The organism is Nonomuraea sp. NPDC049709 (genome assembly GCF_040674815.1).
In the GTDB taxonomy this organism is placed as follows: domain Bacteria; phylum Actinomycetota; class Actinomycetes; order Streptosporangiales; family Streptosporangiaceae; genus Nonomuraea.
Window position 1 is genome coordinate 103,270 of record NZ_JBFANM010000001.1, and the last position, 18,197, is coordinate 121,466.

Sequence of the window (18,197 nt, forward strand, 5' to 3'; positions counted from 1 at the left end):
ATTCCATGACTGTTACGCTCGCTTCCCTCTCCCGCCAGACCGGACTCGCCGTGCTCGACCACCTCGAGCAGTCGGTACGCATCCCCGTCGTCGACGGCCTCCAGGCCCAGGGCGACCTCATCGTCATCCCGCTCCCCGTCGTCTCCGGCTCCGTGCGGGCCCGGCCCGAGGCCCGCTGGCAGCACGTTCCCCCTGAGGGCGTCGAACTGCTGCGCGGCGAGGCCGGCGGCAACCCGCACACGCTGGTCGCCGATCCGGGCACCTGCCGCTGGACCACGCAGGTCACGGACAGCGACAGGCTGGCGATCGGCATGTTCACCGCCACGGCCGTCGTCCATCTGCTTCATCCCGAGCACGGGGGCACGGGATGCGCACCGGGCACGTACGTGGTCCGCCGCCAGCGCGAGCACGAAGGCCACCGCGCCCGGCTCGTCGCCGACTAGGCGGGGTGTCCGGCCCCGTGCACCTCGGCCAGCAGCTCGGCCGAGCGCATCCACGCCTTCCGGTCGGTCGCGGAGAAGGCCACGATCAGCTCGTCGGCCCGCGCGTGCTCGGCGAACCGGTCCACGTACGCCTTCACCTCGGCCGGGTTACCCACGGCCGAATACCTGGCCATCTGCACGATCTGCTGGCCGGCCGGCGATTCGAGGATCATGTCGGCCTCCTCCGTGGTGAACGTGCGCCCCCGCCCGAGGAACCTGCTCACCCTGAGCCGCTTCGAGGCCAGGAACTGCTCCTCCGCCTCTTCCGTGGTCTCCGCCGCGATCACGTTGAGCGCGGCGATCACGTGCGGCCGGTCGAGCTGCGCGGACGGCTTGAACTCCTGCCGGTAGATCTCGACGGCCTCCTCCAGCGCGGCGGGCGCGAAGTGGGAGGCGAACGCGTACGGGAGCCCCAGCGCGGCCGCGAGCTGGGCCCCGAACAGGGAGGAGCCGAGGATGTACAGCGGCACGTTCGTCCCCTTGCCGGGCGTGGCGTCCACGCCCGGGATGCGGGACTCGCCGGTCAGGTAGCCCTGCAGCTCCAGCACGTCCTGCGGGAACGTGTCCGCGGCGGAGTGGGTGCGGCGCAGGGCCCGCATGGTCTGCTGGTCGCTGCCCGGGGCCCGGCCGAGGCCGAGGTCGATACGCCCGGGGTGAAGCGTCTCCAGCGTGCCGAACTGCTCGGCGATGGTCAGCGGGGAGTGGTTGGGCAGCATGACGCCACCCGCTCCGAGGCGGATCGTCCGGGTGTGTGCGGCCACGTGGGCGATGAGCACGCTGGTCGCGGAGGAGGCGATGCTCGCCATGTTGTGGTGCTCGGCGTACCAGATCCGCCGGTATCCCAGCTCTTCCGCCCGCTGGGCGAGGGCCACGCTGGCGGCGAAACTGTCGGCCGCCGTCTCGCCCTCGCCGATGTGCGCCAGATCAAGGATGGACAGCGGCAGAGCCATGAGTACGCGCCTTTCGCAGTGCGGTGTGACCTGGCTGTGTGCAACAGCCGCGAATGCGCCGTTATTTCATGACCGCATGGAGCCCCCGCGCCGCGGGGGCTCCATGATGTCGCGGTGCCTCAGGAGGCGGTGCAGCTGACCGTGGACGGAGTGCCGTTCTGGCCGGTGTGGTCGGCCAGGAAGCCGAACGTGGCCGTCGCGCCCGCGGCCACGGCGCCGTTCCAGTTGAGGTTCGTGACGCTGACGGTGCCGCCGCTGCCGGCCAGGGTGCCGTTCCAGAGCTGGGAGATCGTCTGCCCGTTCGGGAACGTCCAGCCGACTCTCCAGCCGCTCATCGCGGACGTGCCCGTGTTCCGCACGGTGACCTCGGCCTGGAAGCCGTTCGTCCACTGGCCGGTCACCTTGTACGTGGCGGTGCAGCCGCCCGGCCCCCCGGTCGGGGTCACGGTCGGGGTCACGGTGGGGGTTACGGTCGGCGTGCCGGTGGGCGGCGGGGCGGCGATGGCGAGGTCGTAGGCGCGCTGCGGCACGAACTGGCCGGCGCTCGCGATGCACCCGTCCGCCTCGCCCGGCGGCTTGACCCAGAGGTAGGCGTCGATCGCGGAGTCGCCCGTGTTCGTGGTGCTCCACGTGCCGGTGGCGCGGCCGGCCGGGTCGCACCACTCGCTGCCGGCGGGGCCGTTGCCGTTGCGGCTGGTGTCGATGACCGCCTTGAGCCGGGAAACGCCGGTCGCCGAGATGATGCTCTTCGCGTACGACACCAGCCCCGCCGTGGAGCGGTAGTTCGAGGTGTTGACCGCGATGCCGTCGGCGCTGTTGGCCACGTCGGCGCCGGTCAGCCTGGAGGCCGCCTCCGAGGCGGACAGCCAGGCGTCGTGCCCGATGTCGAAGTACACCTTGACCTGCGACGACGTGCCCTTGAGCTTCTTGCCGGCGTAGGCCATGGACGCCTTGACCTCGGCCTGCTCGGCGGAGTTCATGCAGTTGGTCATGATCGCCAGCGCGTCCGGTTCGAGCACGATGGAGGCGGGCCGGCCGCCGAGACCGGCCGCGATCTGGTCGATCCAGGCCCGGTAGGCCGCGTGGTCGGGCGCGCCGCCCGCGCTGGGGCCGCCGCAGTCGCGGTTCGGCATGGCGTACACGGCCATGATCGGAATCTTGCCGGCCGCCGCGGCAGCGCCCACGTACGCGTCCACCTGGCTCCGCACGGTCGTGGGGTTGTACGTGGCGAACCACCGCCCCTGCGGCACGGCCGCGATGCGGTCCCTGATCACGGCGGTACGGCTGTCGTTCGGGTTGGCGGCCACCCACTTGGCCGCGTTGGTCTGGGGATCCACGTAGAAAGCGGAGTCGGCGGCCTGGGCGGTGGACGAGGAGAGGACGACCGCCCCCGCCACGGCCGTGGCGGCCGCCGCGAGGAGCACCGCCAACATGGGCCTTCTGCGAGACATGAAATTAACTCCGTCCGTCATGTGGGAGCGCTCCCACCGGCTCCCCCGGATCGTAGGGAGCCACGCCGCCCGCACAAAGACATCGGATCGATCTTTAAGGTGTCGTAGCAGGTCGGAGCCGCCTTCAGCGGTGAAACTTTCAGCGCAGGCAGGCCTCGAAGACCGCGGTGAGGCGATCGACGTCGGCGGGCGTGGGCTGCTCGGGGCCGATCCGGCGGCGGGTGGCGCCGATGCCGAGGAAGACCGCCGTGGCCATGCGGGCCCGCGCGTGCGCGTCCGGCCCCGAGAGCTGGGCCTCCAGCGGCTTGAGCACCGCCGAGATCAGCCGCTCCCTGGCCACCGCCTGCACCTCGGGATGGGCCGCCGAGCGTTCGAGGGTGCGCAGGATGGCGCTGTCCGGCGGGTGCATCATGCGCTCGGCCGCGTATTCGGCCAGCCGGCGGGGCAGGGCCTCGGGGTCGCCCTCGAAGAGCGCGCTGAAGGTGGGCTCGCCTTGCAGGACCGCGCCGAACAGCCCCGCCTTCGACCCGAAATAGCGGCCCACCAGGGCGATGTTGGCCTCCGCCGCCGACGCGATCATGCGTACGGTCACCTGCTCGTAGCCCTGCTCGCCGAAGAGCGTGCGAGCCGCGTCCAGGATCCGCTCCCGGGTGGCCTCACGGTCGCGTGGCCTGGCCTCAGTCACCTGGGGACTCATGCCCGCACTCTACTCAACGAACACCCTACTTGCCGCGCGGCTAGTAAACATGCGTATACTCAACTCGGATAAAACTGTAAGAAGGGGATGTGGTGTCTTGGTAGCCCAGGCGCAGGCCGCATCTCCCACGAAGCGGCACTACACCCACCGCGAGATCCTCGAGGTCATGTCCGGGCTCATGCTCGCGATGCTCACGTCGATGATCTCGACCTCCGTGGTGGGCACCGCGCTGCCGACGATCGTGGGGGAACTAGGCGGCCAGGACCAGTACTCATGGGTCGCGAGCGCGACCATGCTGACGATGACGGTGTCCACGCCGTTGTGGGGAAAGCTGTCCGACCTGTTCGGGCGCAAGCTGCTCTTCCAGACCGCTCTGGGGTTGTTCGTCGCGGCCTCGCTGGTCGCCGGCCTGTCCCAGGACATGGGACAGCTCATCGCCGCGCGTGCCGTACAGGGCCTGGGTGTGGGTGGTTTGTCGGCTCTGTCGCAGGTGATCCTGGGTGACATCGTGTCCCCCAGGGAGCGCGGCCGCTACTCCGGCTACATGGGCGCCGTCTTCGGGATCTCCACGGTCGCGGGGCCGTTGCTGGGCGGGTTCATCGTGGACGCCGACTGGCTGGGCTGGCGCTGGTGCTTCTACGTGGTCGTGCCGTTCGCGCTGGTGTCCTTCGTGGTGATCCAGAAGGTGCTGAAGCTGCCGCGGGTCAAGCGGAGCACCTCGATCGACATCTGGGGCGCCACGACGATCACGGCCAGCGCGAGCGCGCTCATGCTGCTGCTGACGCTGGGCGGCACCGAGTTCGAGTGGAACTCGTTCTGGACCTACTTCCTGGTCGCGATCGCCCTGCTGGCGCTGGCACTGGCGGTGCTGTCGGAGCGGACCGCGCGTAACCCGATCCTGCCGCCGCGGCTGTTCCGCAACCCTACGTTCGTGCTCACCAGCCTCGCCTCGCTGTTCGTCGGCATGGCGATGTTCGGCGCGATGATCTACCTGCCGCAGTACCTGCAGATCGTCAAGGGGCTCAGCCCGACGAACTCCGGCCTGATGACGCTGCCCATGGTGATCGCGCTGTTCCTGGCCGGCGTGATCTCCGGCAAGATCGTCACCCAGACCGGCAAGTGGAAGATCTTCCCGGTCGCGGGCCTGCTCATCGTGGCCGTCGGGCTGTTCCTGCTGTCCAGGCTGCACGTGGACTCCAGCGAGTGGCTCATCGGGTTCGACGTGGCGGTGCTGGGCGTCGGGCTCGGCCTGTCCATGCAGATGCTCATCCTGGCCGCCCAGAACGGCTCCGAGCCGCGCGACATGGCCTCGACCACGTCGGGCGTGTCGTTCTTCCGGTCACTGGGTGGCGCCGTCGGCGTGGCCGCGTTCGGCGCGATCCTGACGAACCGGCTCAGGGACGAGATGACCGCGATGCTCTCCGCCGCGCACATCTCGGTGCCGGGCGGCTCGGGCGTCCAGCTCGGCAGCCCCGCCGCCATCCAGCAGCTGCCGACCCCGATCAAGAACATCGTGCTGGAGGCGTTCACCCGCGGTCTGGAGACCGTGTTCATCGTGGGCGTACCCATCGCGCTGCTCGGCTTCGTGGCCACGCTCTTCCTCAAGGAGCTGCCGCTGCGCGGCGCGAGCGGGCCGGCGGTCCCCGAGGCCAAGCCGCTCAACAAGGACGACCTCGTCCTGGCCGGCCTCCTGCTGGAGCTCATCGCCCAGCGCATCGAGCGGGTGAACGGCGAGCACTCCGCGCTGCTGACCGCGGTCGCCAGGATGGCGCCGCCCGACGATCGCCCGGAGCGCGAGCGGGCCCGGTCGGTCGTCCAGGACGTGCTGCGGCCCACCTCGCGCGCCCTGATCGCGCAGGCCACGCCACCACAGAAAGACCTCGTAACAGGAGGAATCTCGCAATGATTCGCAAGTTTGTGGGCGTCGTCGCGGCGACCCTGGCCGTCCTGGCCGGGTTGTGGCTGATGATCGCGCCCTTCGCGCTCGGCACCCAGCCGGAGGGCGCCGACTGGACGAACGCCACCCAGTCCGAGTTCTTCACCGGCCTGGGCGTGGCCGTCGTGGGGCTCGCGGGTGCGATCGCCTTTGTGCTGGCCCTTCATGAGGACCTGGTGGTGCGCGGGCTGGTGGTCCCGAAGCCGCGCCAGGCCGAGCCGGAGCCCGAGCCCGTGCCGGCCGCCGCGCCGCAGGCGTCCTCCGCCGAGCTGGCCGGCCTGCTGGCGCCGCTCGTCGAGGCGCTGCGTGCGGACCTGAACACCGGCCCCCGCTCCGGCGAGCACCGCCAGAACGGCAAGCCTTCCCTGGTCGGCATGGAGGAGACCCGATGAAGGCCAAGGCGGGCGTCTCGGCCCTCGTTCTGTTGTTCCTCGGCGGCCTCTGGCTGGTCGCCGCGCCGTTCGCGGTCGGCTACCAGCCGCGCGGCGGGGCGTACGCGGACGCGACGATCAACGATCTGTGGGTCGGCGGCGGGCTCGCCGGGCTCTCGTTCGTGGCTCTCGTGATCTACGCGGCGGACGCCCTGCGCGAGCTGGCCCGCCGCGGCAAGCACGCCGACGCCTGACGCGAGTCATGCCGTGTTCGGCAGTGGTACCGACCCCCAGTGGGAGCCGCTGGCAGGCAGGCTTCCCGCAGGGCAGTTCGAGATCGGCAAGGACGGCGCCGGCCTGCTGGTGGTGGGTTTCGACGGATCGGGCCCGAGCCGCAACGCACTCGCGTACGCGGCCGGGCTCGCCCGGAGGGACAACGCCGCCCTGCTCATCGCCTTCGTCGAGGCCCTCAACACCACCCCGACGTGGTTCTACGCCGGGTCGCCGATCATCCCCGACTCGGCGGCCGACCTGACGGAGGACCTCAGGGACGAGTTGCGCGGCGCCGGGGTGCCGTGGCAGTTCGTCAGCGTGCGCGGGGACACGGCCCGCGAGCTGGAGACGCTGGCCAGCGCGTACATGGCCGACGCCATCGTGGTGGGGCGCTCGCGCCGTTCCCTCTGGCGTGGCTCGGTTTCCGCCCGGCTGGCGAAACGGGCTCGCCGTACCCTGCTGATAGTCCCCTGACCAGGGCTGACGTCGCATATGGTGGCTAGATGAAACGTGCTGCCGCCATGGCGTTCGTGGTGCTCGCGTCCGTTTCGTGCGGCGCGGGGGAGCCGGTCGCCGCGCCCGCGCCGCCGGCTCCCGACCACGCAACGCTGGAATCACCCACGTCCACGCCCACCTCGGTCACGCCGACCCCGACGGGACCGCCCGCGTTCAGCTCGAAGGTCTCGCGGGTCTCCCGTGACCGCCTGCCGTACTCGTGGCGCCCCGGCTGCCCGGTCCACTACCGGGATCTCCGGCTGATCACGATGACGTACTGGGGCTTCGACAACAAGCCGCACACCGGCGAGATGGTCGTGCGCAAGACGGTCACCGACGACATCGAGACGGTCTTCAAGAAGCTGTACGACTGGCGCTGGCCCATCAAGCAGATGAAGCTGGTGGACGTGTTCAAGGGCGACGACTTCGACTCGATCGACGCGAACAACACCTCGGCCTTCAACTGCCGCCCGGCGACCGGGTCCAGCAACTGGTCGAACCACGCCTACGGGGAAGCAGTAGACATCAATCCCCGCGAAAACCCATATGTCACCGCAGACGGCGGCACCGCCCACCAGAACGCCAAGAAGTTCACCGAACGCCCGCTCAAGGGCAGGGGTGTGATCAACCCCGGCGACAAGGTCGTCAAGGCGTTCGCGCAGGTCGGCTGGGAGTGGGGCGGCTACTGGTCGGGGACCAAGGACTACCAGCACTTCTCCAAGGGCGGAGGCTGAGCACGGCTCTCCGGTGATCCCGCGCAAGCCCCACGCGTGATGCCCCAACAGCCCCATAAGACGGAATAGGCTCTTGCGGTAAGTCTGGCGGGGCGAGCGTTAGGGGACCGGGTGAGCAAGTCCTTCGTGCACCTGCACGTACACACCGAATACAGCATGCTGGACGGGGCGGCGAAGCTGAAACCCCTGTTCAAGGAGGCCGAGCGGCTGGAGATGCCGGCCATCGCGATGAGCGACCACGGCAACATGTTCGGTGCGTACGAGTTCCAGAAGGTCGCGGCGGGCTCCCCGGTCAAACCGATCATCGGGATCGAGGCGTACGTCGCGCCGGAGAACCGGTTCGTGAAGAAGCCGGTCTTCTGGGGCCAGCGGGCCGAGACCGGCGTGGCCGACGGCGAGGGCGGCAAGGACGTCTCCGGCGGCGGCCGGTTCACCCACATGACCATGTGGGCCAAGGACGCCGACGGCCTGCGCAACCTGTTCCGGCTGTCGTCCCTGGCCAGCTTCGAGGGCTACTACTCCAAGCCGCGCATGGACCAGAACCTGATCTCGCAGTACGCGAGCGGGATCATCGCCACGACCGGCTGCCCGTCCGGCGCGGTGCAGACCCGGATCCGGCTCGGCCAGTACGACGAGGCGGTCAGGGTCGCCGGCGAATACCAGGAGATCTTCGGGAAGGAAAACTACTTCCTGGAGCTGATGGACCACGGCATCAGCATCGAGCGCGAGGTGCGCGAGGACCTGCTGCGCCTGTCCAAGCAGCTCAACATCCCCCTGCTGGTCACCAACGACTCCCACTACGTGACCGAGGACCAGGCCGACGCCCACGACAGCCTCCTGTGCGTCGGCGTGGGCAAGAACAAGGACGACCCCAACAGGTTCCGGTTCAACGGCTCGGGCTACTACCTCAAGCCGGCCGAAGAGATGTACGCCCTGTTCCCCGAGCTGCCCGAGGGCTGCGACAACACGCTGCTGGTGGCCGAGATGATCGGCGACTACGGCGACGTGTTCGCCCAGGTGGACCGGATGCCCGACTACCCCGACGTGCCCGAGGGGGAGACGCAGGAGTCGTGGCTGCGCAAGGAGGTCGAGCGCGGCCTGGTCATGCGCTACGGCAACCCCGTCCCCGCCGAGGTGATCGAGCGGTACGAGACCGAGATGAAGGTCATCGGCCCGATGGGCTTCTCCTCCTACTTCCTCGTCGTCGCCGACATCTGCAAATACGCCCGCGACAACGGCATCCCGGTCGGCCCCGGCCGTGGCTCGGCCACCGGCTCGATCGTGGCCTACGCCACCCGCATCACCGAGCTCGACCCGCTGGAGCACGGCCTGCTGTTCGAGCGGTTCCTCAACCCCGAGCGCATCAACCCCCCGGACGTCGACCTCGACTTCGACGACCGCCAGCGCGACCGCATGGTGGCCTACGTCACCCAGAAGTACGGCAGCGAATACACCGCGCAGGTCAACACGTTCGGCACGATCAAGGCCAAGGCCGCCGTCAAGGACGCCAGCCGGATCCTCGGCTACCCGTTCGCCATGGGCGACAAGATCACCAAGGCGATGCCGCCGGACGTCATGGGCAAGGGCGTCCCCCTCGCGGACATCTTCAACGAGGGTCACCCCCGCTACAACGAGGGCACCGAGCTGCGCGCCCTGTACGACAACGACCCCGACGTGCGGAAGGTCATCGACACCGGCCGCGGCATCGAGGGCCTGATCCGCGGCACCGGCGTGCACGCCGCCGCCGTCATCCTGTCGTCGACGCCGCTGCTGGACCTGATCCCGATGCACATGCGGGACAAGGACGGCGTCGTCATCACCGGGTTCGACTACCCGTCCTGCGAGGACATGGGCCTGGTCAAGATGGACTTCCTGGGCCTGCGGAACCTGGGCATCATCGACCACGCCATCAAGATCATCAAGCAGAACCGGGGCATCGAGCTCGACACCCTGACGATGCCGCTCGACGACACCACGACCTACCAGCTCCTGGCCCGGGGCGACACCCTCGGCGTGTTCCAGCTCGACGGCGGCCCCATGCGCTCGCTGCTGAAGCTGATGGAGCCGACCCGGTTCGAGGACATCGCCGCCGTGCTCGCCCTCTACCGGCCCGGCCCGATGGCGGCCAACGCGCACACCAACTACGCCCACCGCAAGAACGGCCGCCAGGACATCGAGCCGATCCACCCCGAGCTCAAGGACGCGCTCGACCCCATCCTCGGCCCGACCTTCCACCTGCTCGTCTACCAGGAGCAGATCATGGCCGTCGCCCGGGAGCTGGCCGGCTACTCCCTCGGCGGCGCCGACCTGCTGCGCCGGGCCATGGGCAAGAAGAAGCCCGAGATCCTGGCCAAGGAGTTCGCCAACTTCCAGGCCGGCATGCGCGGCAACGGCTACAGCGACGAGGCCATCCAGGCGCTGTGGGACGTCATGCTGCCCTTCTCCGGCTACGCGTTCAACAAGTCCCACACCGCCGGCTACGGACTGGTCGCTTACTGGACCGCGTACCTGAAGGCCAACTACCCCGCCGAATACATGGCCGCCCTGCTCACCTCCGTGGGCGACGACAAGGACAAGGCGGCCATCTACCTGGCCGAGTGCCGCAAGATGGGCATCCAGGTGCTCCCGCCCGACGTCAACGACTCCCAGCTCGACTTCGTCGCCGTCGGGGACACCCAGGTCCGGTTCGGCATGGGCGCGGTCCGCAACGTCGGCGAGAACGTCGTCGAGGGGATCGTCAAGGCCCGCACCGAGAAGGGCCGCTTCGGCGACTTCAACGACTTCCTCGCCAAGGTGCCGCTCACCGCCTGCAACAAGCGCGTCATCGAATCCCTGATCAAGGCGGGCGCGTACGACTCGATGGAGCACCCGCGCAAGGGCCTGCTGATGATCCATGAGCAGGCCGTCGAGTCCGTCATCGACATCAAGAAGAACGAGGCCCACGGCCAGGACTCCCTGTTCGGCGGGCTCGCCGACGACGGCGAGGACGAGGTGTTCTCCATCGCCGTCCCGGACGGCGAGTGGGACAAGAAGACCAAGCTCGACTTCGAGCGGGAGATGCTCGGCCTGTACGTCTCCGACCACCCGCTGGCCGGCGCGGAGCGGCTGCTGGCCAGGAACCGCGACACCACGATCGCCGACCTGCTGGACAGCGGCCGCGACGACCGCGGCGACGTCCAGGTCTCCGGCCTGGTCACGAAGGTGGACCGGCGGGTGAACAAGGCGGGCAACACGTGGGCCATCCTCACCGTCGAGGACATGGACGCCGCCGTCGAATGCCTGTTCTTCCCGCGCAACTACGAGCTGTACGGGCCCGAGCTGCGGCCGGACATCGTGGTGTCCGTACGCGGCCAGATCAACAACCGCGACGGCGCCATCTCGATCTTCGCCCAGGAGATGACCCTCATCGACGTGTCCGGCGTCAACAGCGAGTCCGGCGCCCCGGTCACCCTGCAGCTGCGGGAGGAGCGCATCACCCCGACCCTGCTGGAGGAGCTGCGGCAGGTGCTGAAGATCCACCAGGGCCAGGTGCCGCTGCACATCAACGTACGCCGGCCGGCAGGCAAGATCATGGTGATGTCGTTGCCGGAGTGGCCGGTCAACGCCGCCCCGAGCTTCGCCGCCGACATCAAGGCCCTGCTCGGGCCCGAATCGATCTCCCTGTGAACCGCCGCATCGAGGTCCTCACCGCGGAAGCCGCGCCCGACTGCCCCCGCTGCGGCGGTCCGGGGCTGCTCCACTCGCGGGTGCCGCACACCTGGACCAACGCGGCGGGCCGGCGGGTGCGGGGCTACGGCGGGGTCGTGCTGTGCCCGGAATGCGACGCGGACAAGCCGCACGCGGCACCGCTGATCACGTGGTTCCACGTCAACGGCCAGGCGGACGACGGGGACGAGGAGTTCGTCCGGCTGCTCGTGGCGTGGGCGGCCGGCGTGTTCGTGCCGACGCTGGACGAGCGGGCGCTGGAGGCCGAGATCGAGCAGCGCAGGCGCGGCGGGCTGTAGCCCCACCCGGGCGAAAGGCCGGTCCCACGTTTGGGGACCGGCCTTCTCCATGCGCGTGCCGAGGGCGTTTGCGCAGGTCAACGCGGATATCCTGAGTTTCGGACACGCGGCGGCGCCCCGGGCGGCCGCGGCGGCAGCTCACCAAGGGCGGAGGCTGAGAGAATCCCCTCATGGCGGCTAAGGACGGCGACGGCTGGACCGAGTGCTCCCAAGGCCACAGGCACTGGGGGATCCACGGTGCCTCAGGACTCCTCGTCGTGCACCATGACGAGCTCGGCATCCCGTACGTGCTCATGCAGAAGCGCTCCTGGTGGAGCCACCACGGCGGCACGTGGGGGCTGCCCGGCGGAGCGCGCGACAGCCACGAGGACGCCGTCACCGGCGCGCTGCGCGAGGCCCACGAGGAGGCGGCGCTCGGCGGTGAGAGCCTGCGGGTGCAGGGCGTCTACCTCGACGACCACGGCGGGTGGACGTTCGAGACGGTGATCGCGGAGTCGGCCGAGCTGCTGGCCGCCGCCCCGGCCAACCGCGAGAGCACCGAGCTGCGCTGGCTGCCGCTGCCCGAGGTCACCACGCGGAAGCTGCACCCCGGCTTCGCCGCGACGTGGAGCGACCTCCAGGGCGCGATCAGGCCGGAGACGATCGTGCTCGACGTGGCCAACATCGTGGGCGCGCGGGCCGAGCACGGCTGGTGGCGCGACCGGCTGGGGGCGGCCACCCGGTTGCTCTACGACATCTCGGGGCTGCGGCTGGCGCATCCTGTGCTGGCGCAGTGGTATCCGCGGATGGTGGCGGTCGTGGAGGGCGCGGCGAGGAGCGCGCCGGCCGTGCCCGGGATCCAGGTGGTGGCGGCCACCGGCAGCGGTGACGACGCCATCGTGGACGTCGTACGCCAGGCCAGGCCGTGGGAGCGCGTGCTCGTCGTCACCGCGGACCGGGCGCTGAAGGAGCGGGTCGGCGAGCTGGGGGCCGAAACCATGGGCCCGAAATGGCTGCTGTCGCAGCTCGGCGGGTGAGCGGGCACCAGAAGTCGCCGGGCTCGGCGGGCGTCAGGGCCCCGGCGCGGGTCAGAAGTCGGCGGGGACCACGCGGTCGAAGGCGGCCTTGAGCCCCGTCACGTCGAGCACGCGCTGCAGCACGCCGTGCACCCCCACGATGCCTAACGAACCGGCCTGCGAGGCGACCCGGCGCTGGTGCTCCACCAGCACCCACAGGCCGCTGGAGTCACAGAACTCCAGCTCCCCGGCGTCGATCACGATCTCGATGCGCCCCTCGGTGAACAGCTGCACCAGAGTGTCCTTCAGCAGTGGCGCCGTGAGTTTGTCGAGGTCACCGACGACGCGCACGAGCGCACCGCAGCCACCGCGCTGCACCTCGACGCTGAGATCCGCCACCTCCTGAACGTACACCCCTGCCACCACAGCCGCTATCGTGGTTTCCGCACAGGAGGGTTCGCATAGTGGACGAGTGCAGCCGCCTTGAAAGCGGCCAGGTCAGCGATGGCCTCGTGGGTTCGAATCCCACACCCTCCGCTCACTCGCGGAGCCCCGCGAAGCCGTCGCCCACGCAGGCGGCGAGCTGCAGATAGGCCTCCCTGGTCGGCTCCTGGAGCCGGTCGAGGTCGATCTCCGCCCCCTCCTCCAGATGCGGGTCGTACGGCACCCGGACCACCGCGCGGCACCTGGCGGCGAAGTGGGCCTCCAGCTTCTTGATGTCCACCGCCGACTTCGACCGCGGCCGGACGCTGCACAGCACCACGGTCGCGTTCTTCACCAGGTCGCCGTAGTGGTGCGCCTCCAGCCAGTCGAGCGTCGCGGACGCCGCTCGGGCGCCGTCCACGGACGGGGAGCTGACCAGCACGATCTGGTCCGCCAGGCCGAGCACGCCACCCATCGCGGAGTGCAGCAGCCCGGTGCCGCAGTCGGTGATGCAGATCGAGTAGAAGTTCTCCAGCACCTGCGAGACGGACTGGTAGTCGGCGCCGCTGAACGCCTCCGACACCGAGGGGTCGCGGTCGGAGGCCAGGATCTCCAGCCGCGAGGGAGCCTGCGAGGTGAACGCCCTGATGTCCACGTAGCGCTTGACCTGGTCACGCTCGTTGAGCAGGTCGCGAACGGTGGCCGAGGTCTCCAGGACGAGCTTGTCGGACAGGGTGCCGCGATCCGGGTTGGCGTCCACGGCGATGACGCGGTCGCCGCGCATCTGGGCCAGGGTGGCGCCGAGGCCGACCGTGGTCGTGGTCTTGCCCACGCCGCCCTTCAGGCTCAGCACGGCCACGCGGTGGTGTCCCGCGGTGACCGGGGTGCGGGCCCTGGAGACGAGCTCGCGGCGGCGGCGCACCTCCGGCGGCTCGCCCGGCTTGATCCAGCCACCGGACGCCTTGTAGATCAGGCGGCGCCAGCCCTTGGAGGGGGCGTTACGCCGTCCGCGTAGCAGGGACTCCGGGTCGAGGCTCTCGGCGGTCGGGCGGCCGGTGACCGGGGGCCTGGGCGGGGCGGTGAACACAGGGATGGGGGCCGGGCGGCGGCGCGGGCGCGGCGCCGGCGGGATCTCCCGCTCAGCGGGCCGCCACTCGGGCTGCTGCTCGCTCCGCTGCGGACGCTGCTCAGGCTGCTGGTCGGTCCACTGCGGGCGGTGCTCCGGCTCCTCCGCCCACTGGGGACGGTGCTCCGGCTCGTCCGTCCACTGCGGGCGCTGATCCGGCTCCTCCGCCCACTGGGGACGGTGCTCGGGCTCCCCCGTCCGCTGGGGACGGTGCTCCGGCTCCTCCGCCCACTGCGGGCCCTGTTCGGGCTGCTGGCCCGACCACTGAGGACGCTGCTCGGGTTGCTGCTCCTGCCCCTGCGTACGCTCAGGCTCCTGGGGACGGACCTCCGGATCGGTCCACTGCGGGCGCTCGTTCCGTGGCAGCGTGTGCGACGACTCGGACCACAGCGAACGATCGGTGTGCGGCCGCGTCAGCGAGGAGTCCTCCTCGGGCGGCTGATCCCCCCACTTCGGGCGCTCGGCGCGCGGCTGGGTGTCCGCCCAGGCGACCCGCTCTTCCTTCGCCGGCTCCTCCTCGAGCGTCCGTTCCTTCGCCGCCTGCTCCGTCCCGGGCTGCTGCGTCGGGTGCTCCGCGACGGCGGGCTCCTCGGCGGGCTCGGGCCGCTGCGCCTCCTCCGTCTCGACGGGGAGCCGCTGTGACCAGTCGGACGTCGCCCAGGACGTCTCCTCCTGCTCCTCGGCCTGCTCCGGCTTGTCCGTGACCTGCTCCGGCGGAGGGAACGACAGGACGGCATAGGTGTCGGTGTCGTCGGGGCGCGGGAGCGGCTTCAGCGGGGCGAGGAAGGGGTCGTCGAGCTGCTCCTCGGGAGCCTGGGGCTCCTCCTTGACGCCGGCCCGGCCGAGCCACTCCCCGGCCTCGCTCTCCGCCTCCGGGACATCCTCGGCCGCCGCGGGGCCGTACACGGAGTCGACGGCCGCGCGGAACAGCGGCGGCGTCGGCGTTTCGTGCTGCTGCGGCACCAGCCGCCACGGGTCCGGGGGGTACGGCGAAGCGACCGGCTCCTCGACCGGAGCGGCCGAGGCGGTCACCGAAACGGGCGCCTCCTCCGTCTCCTTGATCGCATCCAGCCAGGCCAACTGTTCCTCGAGAGATTCCTCTCGATCGTGTCTTGCCACCGTGTTCCCCCTCGGGTGGGTCTAAAGGGGCAGCAAATACATTGCAGGTTAACGTGACCGGTTACCGCGCAGCCCGGCAACCCACAACTTCTTTGCCCGGCTACCGTGGTTCGCATGCGAGCCATTGAGATCGCCAGGCCGGGCGGACCAGAGGTGCTGGAGTGGCACGAAGTGCCGGAGCCGCACGTCGAGCGCGGAGACGTGCTCATCGACGTGGTCGCCTCGGCGGTGAATCGTGCCGATGTCCTGCAACGGCAAGGATTTTACGACCCGCCTCCAGGATCGTCACCGTACCCGGGGCTCGAGGTCTCGGGCGTGGTGGTCGAGGTCGGGGAGGACGTGGAGCAGTTCACACCCGGGGACGAGGTCTGCGCGCTGCTCGGGGGCGGCGGTTACGCCGAGCGCGTATCCGTTCCCTGGCAGCAGGTCATGCCCGTACCGGAGAAAGTGTCCCTGCGGGAGGCCGCCGGGCTGCCGGAGGTGGCGTGCACGGTCTGGTCCAACGTGTTCATGGTCGGGCGGCTGCGCAGGGGCGAGACGCTGCTGGTGCACGGCGGGGCCAGCGGGATCGGCACGTTCGCGGTGCAGCTCGCCAAGGCGCTCGGCGCGCACGTCATCACGACCGTCGGCTCGGCCGCCAAGGGCGAGCGGGTCAAGGAGCTGGGTGCCGACGAGATCATCAACTACCGCGAAGAGGACTTCGCCGACAAAGTACGCGCCGACGTGATCCTCGACATCATGGGCGCGAAATACCTCGCGGGCAACGTCCGGGCGCTCAAGACCGGCGGCCGGCTGGTGATCATCGGGCTGCAGGGCGGCCGCAAGGCCGAGCTGGACCTCGGGGCCATGCTCGCCAAGCGCGCCTCCGTGCACGCCACGGCCCTCCGCTCGCGTCCCGTGGACGAGAAGGGCGTCATCGTACGAAGTGTCGTCGACAACGTCTGGCCCCTGGTCGGGGCGGGTGCGGTGCGGCCCGTCGTGTACGCCGAGGTCCCCATGTCCGAGGCCGCCGAAGCTCACCGAATGTTGGATTCCGGAGAGCACGTCGGCAAGATCCTGCTAGTACGGTGAGTGTTATGAATGCTGAGGACAACAACACCCCCCACATCGTGGTGGTGGGCCCCGACTTCCAAGGCGGTCAGGGCGATAACGGCGAGGAAGATCGGTCGGTCACCAACCTGGTCGAGCAGCCCGCCAAGGTGATGCGTATCGGCAGCATGATCCGCCAGCTCCTCGAGGAGGTCCGGGCGGCTCCTCTCGACGAGGCAAGCCGCAAGCGGTTGAAGGAGATCCACGAGTCCTCCATCAAGGAGCTCGAGGACGGGTTGGCGCCGGAGCTGGTCGACGAGCTGGAGCGGCTCTCGCTCCCGTTCACCGACGAGAACGGCACGCCGCCGAGCGAGGCCGAGCTGCGCATCGCGCACGCCCAGCTGGTCGGATGGCTCGAAGGGTTGTTCCACGGCATCCAGACCACGCTGTTCGCGCAGCAGATGGCGGCCCGGGCACAGCTTGAGCAGATGCGCAGGGCACTGCCGGGTGTCCCGCAGGGCGACGAGCCCGGCCAGCGACCGCACGGCGGGTCGGGGCCCTATCTGTAGCCGGGCCTATCTGTAGTCGGGGCTCATCTGGAGCGGCACGGAGCGCCTGCTGCAGACAGCCGCTGAACGCGGCTATCTGGAGCGGGGTCCAGCGCCTGCTGCGGACAGTGGCCGGACGCGGCACGGGTTGAGCACCTGCTGTGGACGGACGCCGGGTGTCGGCCTCCACAGGAGGCCCGCGCGCCTGCTGTGGACAGGAGCTGGATCCGGCTGTCCATGGCGGCGCACACGCCTGCCGTGGACAGCCGCCGGCCGCGGCTATCCGTAGAGCTTCTCGATCACTCGGGCGACGCCGTCGTCGTCGTTGGTCGCGGTCACGTGATCGACCGCCGCCAGCACGTCGGGGTGGGCGTTCGCGACCGCGTACGACGTGCCTGCCCAGCTCAGCATGGGCAGGTCGTTCGGCATGTCACCGAACGCCACCGCCTGGGCGGGCTTGATCTCGTGCTGTGCCGCGAGCGCCGCCAGGGCCGTCGCCTTCGTCACGCCCTGCGCGCTCATCTCGATCAGGCCCCTGCTGCTGGAGTGCGTGGCCGTCACCAGATGCCCCACCAGCTCGTGCACGGTCGCCTGGAGCTCGTCCGCGCCCATGGCCGGATGGAGGGCCAGCAACTTGGCACACGGCTGTGAGGTCACCGAGGCGACTCGGGCCGCTCCCGCCCCTCGGTCCAAGCCGCCGAGCAGGAAATCTGACTCATGCGCAAAACCGGCTTCATACTCGACCGAAAATACGAGATCGGCCACGTTCGCTCTTAGCTGAGCGACGACTTCCTCGAGCACGTCCGTGGTGATCAGGTGAGATTCCACTATCCGTTCGGTATGGAGATCGTAGATCAGCGCTCCGTTTGCACAGATCGCCAGCCCACGGTGACGCACGGCACCCGCCACCCCACCCATCCACCGGGGCGGACGTCCGGTCACGAACGCCAGGACAGCCCCGGATTCCTCGACTTTGCCGAAGGCGGCAACCGTGCGGGGAGACACGGTTCCGTCGGTGCGCAACGCGGTACCGTCCAGGTCGGTGGCCACAAGACGGGGCGCGGGAAGGCTCTGCATAACAGGTTCCAGTTTGCCCGGTGATGCCGCCTGACAGAAATCTTCCTAGGGACGGGAACACCAACGCGCCAGAATGGTGTTAGATGTGATGGCGTTGTATTAGCTGATCCCGTAGTGAAAACCAGCATGACTTTGTCTGAGCCACCCCGGGTGCTTGCTGTACGACACACCGGGACCCACGAGGTGTGGGTCCCATAGATTCACATCCTGAGGGAGAGCTTTTATGGCTCAGGGAACCGTCAAGTGGTTCAACGCCGAGAAGGGCTTCGGCTTCATCGCCCCGGACGGCGGTGCGCCGGACGTGTTCGTGCACTTCTCCGAGATCGTCGGCAACGGCTACCGCAGCCTTGAAGACGGCCAGCGGGTCGAGTTCGAGATCACGCAGGGCCAGAAGGGGCCGCAGGCCTCTCAGGTCCGAGCCATCTGACCTGTAGCAGCGAGACAGACCGGAGTTCGCTTCCAGCGGGCTCCGGTCTTTTGCGTATGT

General features: G+C 69.6%; 18 protein-coding genes and 1 tRNA gene. 13 read left to right on the top strand and 6 right to left on the bottom strand.

Features of this window, described 5'->3' with window-relative positions; translation table 11 throughout:
- Window positions 1-5 precede the first annotated feature (5 nt).
- Window positions 6-443, top strand: a complete 438-nt coding sequence (locus AB0J69_RS00540) for a hypothetical protein (RefSeq protein WP_364111290.1) — start codon at window positions 6-8, stop codon at window positions 441-443.
- On the opposite strand, the gene AB0J69_RS00545 is transcribed toward AB0J69_RS00540, so the two are convergent.
- From AB0J69_RS00545 to AB0J69_RS00555, 3 genes are all read right to left on the bottom strand, one after another.
- Window positions 440-1,432, bottom strand: coding sequence for an LLM class flavin-dependent oxidoreductase (locus tag AB0J69_RS00545; RefSeq protein ID WP_364111292.1), 993 nt, complete (start codon window positions 1,430-1,432; stop codon window positions 440-442). The genes AB0J69_RS00540 and AB0J69_RS00545 overlap by 4 nt on opposite strands.
- Window positions 1,433-1,551: 119 nt before the next feature.
- On the bottom strand, window positions 1,552-2,883 hold the full coding sequence (locus AB0J69_RS00550; RefSeq protein WP_364111294.1) for a glycoside hydrolase family 6 protein: 1,332 nt from the start codon (window positions 2,881-2,883) through the stop codon (window positions 1,552-1,554).
- Window positions 2,884-3,022: 139 nt separating this feature from the next.
- Window positions 3,023-3,580, bottom strand: coding sequence for a TetR family transcriptional regulator (locus AB0J69_RS00555; RefSeq protein WP_364111296.1), 558 nt, complete (start codon window positions 3,578-3,580; stop codon window positions 3,023-3,025).
- Between the two features lie 97 nt (window positions 3,581-3,677).
- Here AB0J69_RS00555 and AB0J69_RS00560 point away from each other — a divergent pair, with 97 nt between their 5' ends.
- The 8 genes from AB0J69_RS00560 (at window position 3,678) to AB0J69_RS00595 (ending at window position 12,409) form a co-directional block, all read left to right on the top strand.
- On the top strand, window positions 3,678-5,486 hold the full coding sequence (locus AB0J69_RS00560; protein WP_364111298.1) for an MDR family MFS transporter: 1,809 nt from the start codon (window positions 3,678-3,680) through the stop codon (window positions 5,484-5,486).
- A complete protein-coding gene (locus tag AB0J69_RS00565; protein WP_364111300.1) occupies window positions 5,483-5,908 on the top strand; it encodes a hypothetical protein in 426 nt (141 codons plus the stop codon). Before AB0J69_RS00560 ends, AB0J69_RS00565 begins: the two co-directional genes overlap by 4 nt.
- Complete coding sequence (locus tag AB0J69_RS00570) at window positions 5,905-6,141, top strand: hypothetical protein (protein ID WP_364111302.1); 237 nt, start codon at window positions 5,905-5,907, stop codon at window positions 6,139-6,141. The genes AB0J69_RS00565 and AB0J69_RS00570 overlap by 4 nt, the downstream gene beginning before the upstream one ends.
- Before the next feature lie 13 nt (window positions 6,142-6,154).
- Window positions 6,155-6,634, top strand: coding sequence for a universal stress protein (locus AB0J69_RS00575; RefSeq protein WP_364111304.1), 480 nt, complete (start codon window positions 6,155-6,157; stop codon window positions 6,632-6,634).
- 29 nt (window positions 6,635-6,663) lie between these two features.
- On the top strand, window positions 6,664-7,389 hold the full coding sequence (locus AB0J69_RS00580; RefSeq protein ID WP_364111306.1) for a M15 family metallopeptidase: 726 nt from the start codon (window positions 6,664-6,666) through the stop codon (window positions 7,387-7,389).
- 111 nt (window positions 7,390-7,500) lie between these two features.
- Window positions 7,501-11,055 carry a DNA polymerase III subunit alpha gene (gene dnaE, locus AB0J69_RS00585; protein ID WP_364111308.1) on the top strand — a complete coding sequence of 1,185 codons (3,555 nt, stop codon included), beginning with the start codon at window positions 7,501-7,503 and terminating at the stop codon, window positions 11,053-11,055.
- The gene (locus AB0J69_RS00590) at window positions 11,052-11,393 is read left to right on the top strand and encodes a DUF6300 family protein (protein ID WP_364111310.1); all 342 of its coding nucleotides are present in this window, start codon (window positions 11,052-11,054) and stop codon (window positions 11,391-11,393) included. Before dnaE ends, AB0J69_RS00590 begins: the two co-directional genes overlap by 4 nt.
- 170 nt (window positions 11,394-11,563) lie before the next feature.
- Window positions 11,564-12,409 carry an NUDIX domain-containing protein gene (locus AB0J69_RS00595; protein ID WP_364111312.1) on the top strand — a complete coding sequence of 282 codons (846 nt, stop codon included), beginning with the start codon at window positions 11,564-11,566 and terminating at the stop codon, window positions 12,407-12,409.
- Between the two features lie 51 nt (window positions 12,410-12,460).
- On the opposite strand, the gene AB0J69_RS00600 is transcribed toward AB0J69_RS00595, so the two are convergent.
- Window positions 12,461-12,787, bottom strand: coding sequence for an STAS domain-containing protein (locus tag AB0J69_RS00600; RefSeq protein WP_364111314.1), 327 nt, complete (start codon window positions 12,785-12,787; stop codon window positions 12,461-12,463).
- Window positions 12,788-12,838: 51 nt separating this feature from the next.
- On the opposite strand from AB0J69_RS00600, the gene AB0J69_RS00605 reads away from it, so the two are divergent.
- Window positions 12,839-12,925, top strand: a tRNA-Ser gene (locus AB0J69_RS00605).
- 1 nt (window position 12,926) lies between these two features.
- Here the strand turns inward: AB0J69_RS00605 and AB0J69_RS00610 are convergent.
- Window positions 12,927-15,017 (bottom strand): AAA family ATPase, encoded by a 2,091-nt coding sequence (locus tag AB0J69_RS00610; RefSeq protein ID WP_364111316.1) that lies wholly within the window; start codon window positions 15,015-15,017, stop codon window positions 12,927-12,929.
- Window positions 15,018-15,170: 153 nt separating this feature from the next.
- Here AB0J69_RS00610 and AB0J69_RS00615 point away from each other — a divergent pair, with 153 nt between their 5' ends.
- Together AB0J69_RS00615 and AB0J69_RS00620 are read left to right on the top strand one after the other, a co-directional pair.
- The gene (locus AB0J69_RS00615) at window positions 15,171-16,127 is read left to right on the top strand and encodes an NAD(P)H-quinone oxidoreductase (protein ID WP_364111319.1); all 957 of its coding nucleotides are present in this window, start codon (window positions 15,171-15,173) and stop codon (window positions 16,125-16,127) included.
- 5 nt (window positions 16,128-16,132) lie between these two features.
- The gene (locus AB0J69_RS00620; protein ID WP_364111321.1) at window positions 16,133-16,654 is read left to right on the top strand and encodes a bacterial proteasome activator family protein; all 522 of its coding nucleotides are present in this window, start codon (window positions 16,133-16,135) and stop codon (window positions 16,652-16,654) included.
- Between the two features lie 258 nt (window positions 16,655-16,912).
- Here the strand turns inward: AB0J69_RS00620 and AB0J69_RS00625 are convergent, their stop codons facing one another.
- A complete protein-coding gene (locus AB0J69_RS00625; protein ID WP_364111323.1) occupies window positions 16,913-17,710 on the bottom strand; it encodes a Cof-type HAD-IIB family hydrolase in 798 nt (265 codons plus the stop codon).
- Between the two features lie 223 nt (window positions 17,711-17,933).
- Between AB0J69_RS00625 and AB0J69_RS00630 the strand changes: the two genes are divergently transcribed.
- Window positions 17,934-18,137 (top strand): cold-shock protein, encoded by a 204-nt coding sequence (locus AB0J69_RS00630; protein WP_043619750.1) that lies wholly within the window; start codon window positions 17,934-17,936, stop codon window positions 18,135-18,137.
- Window positions 18,138-18,197 lie beyond the last annotated feature (60 nt).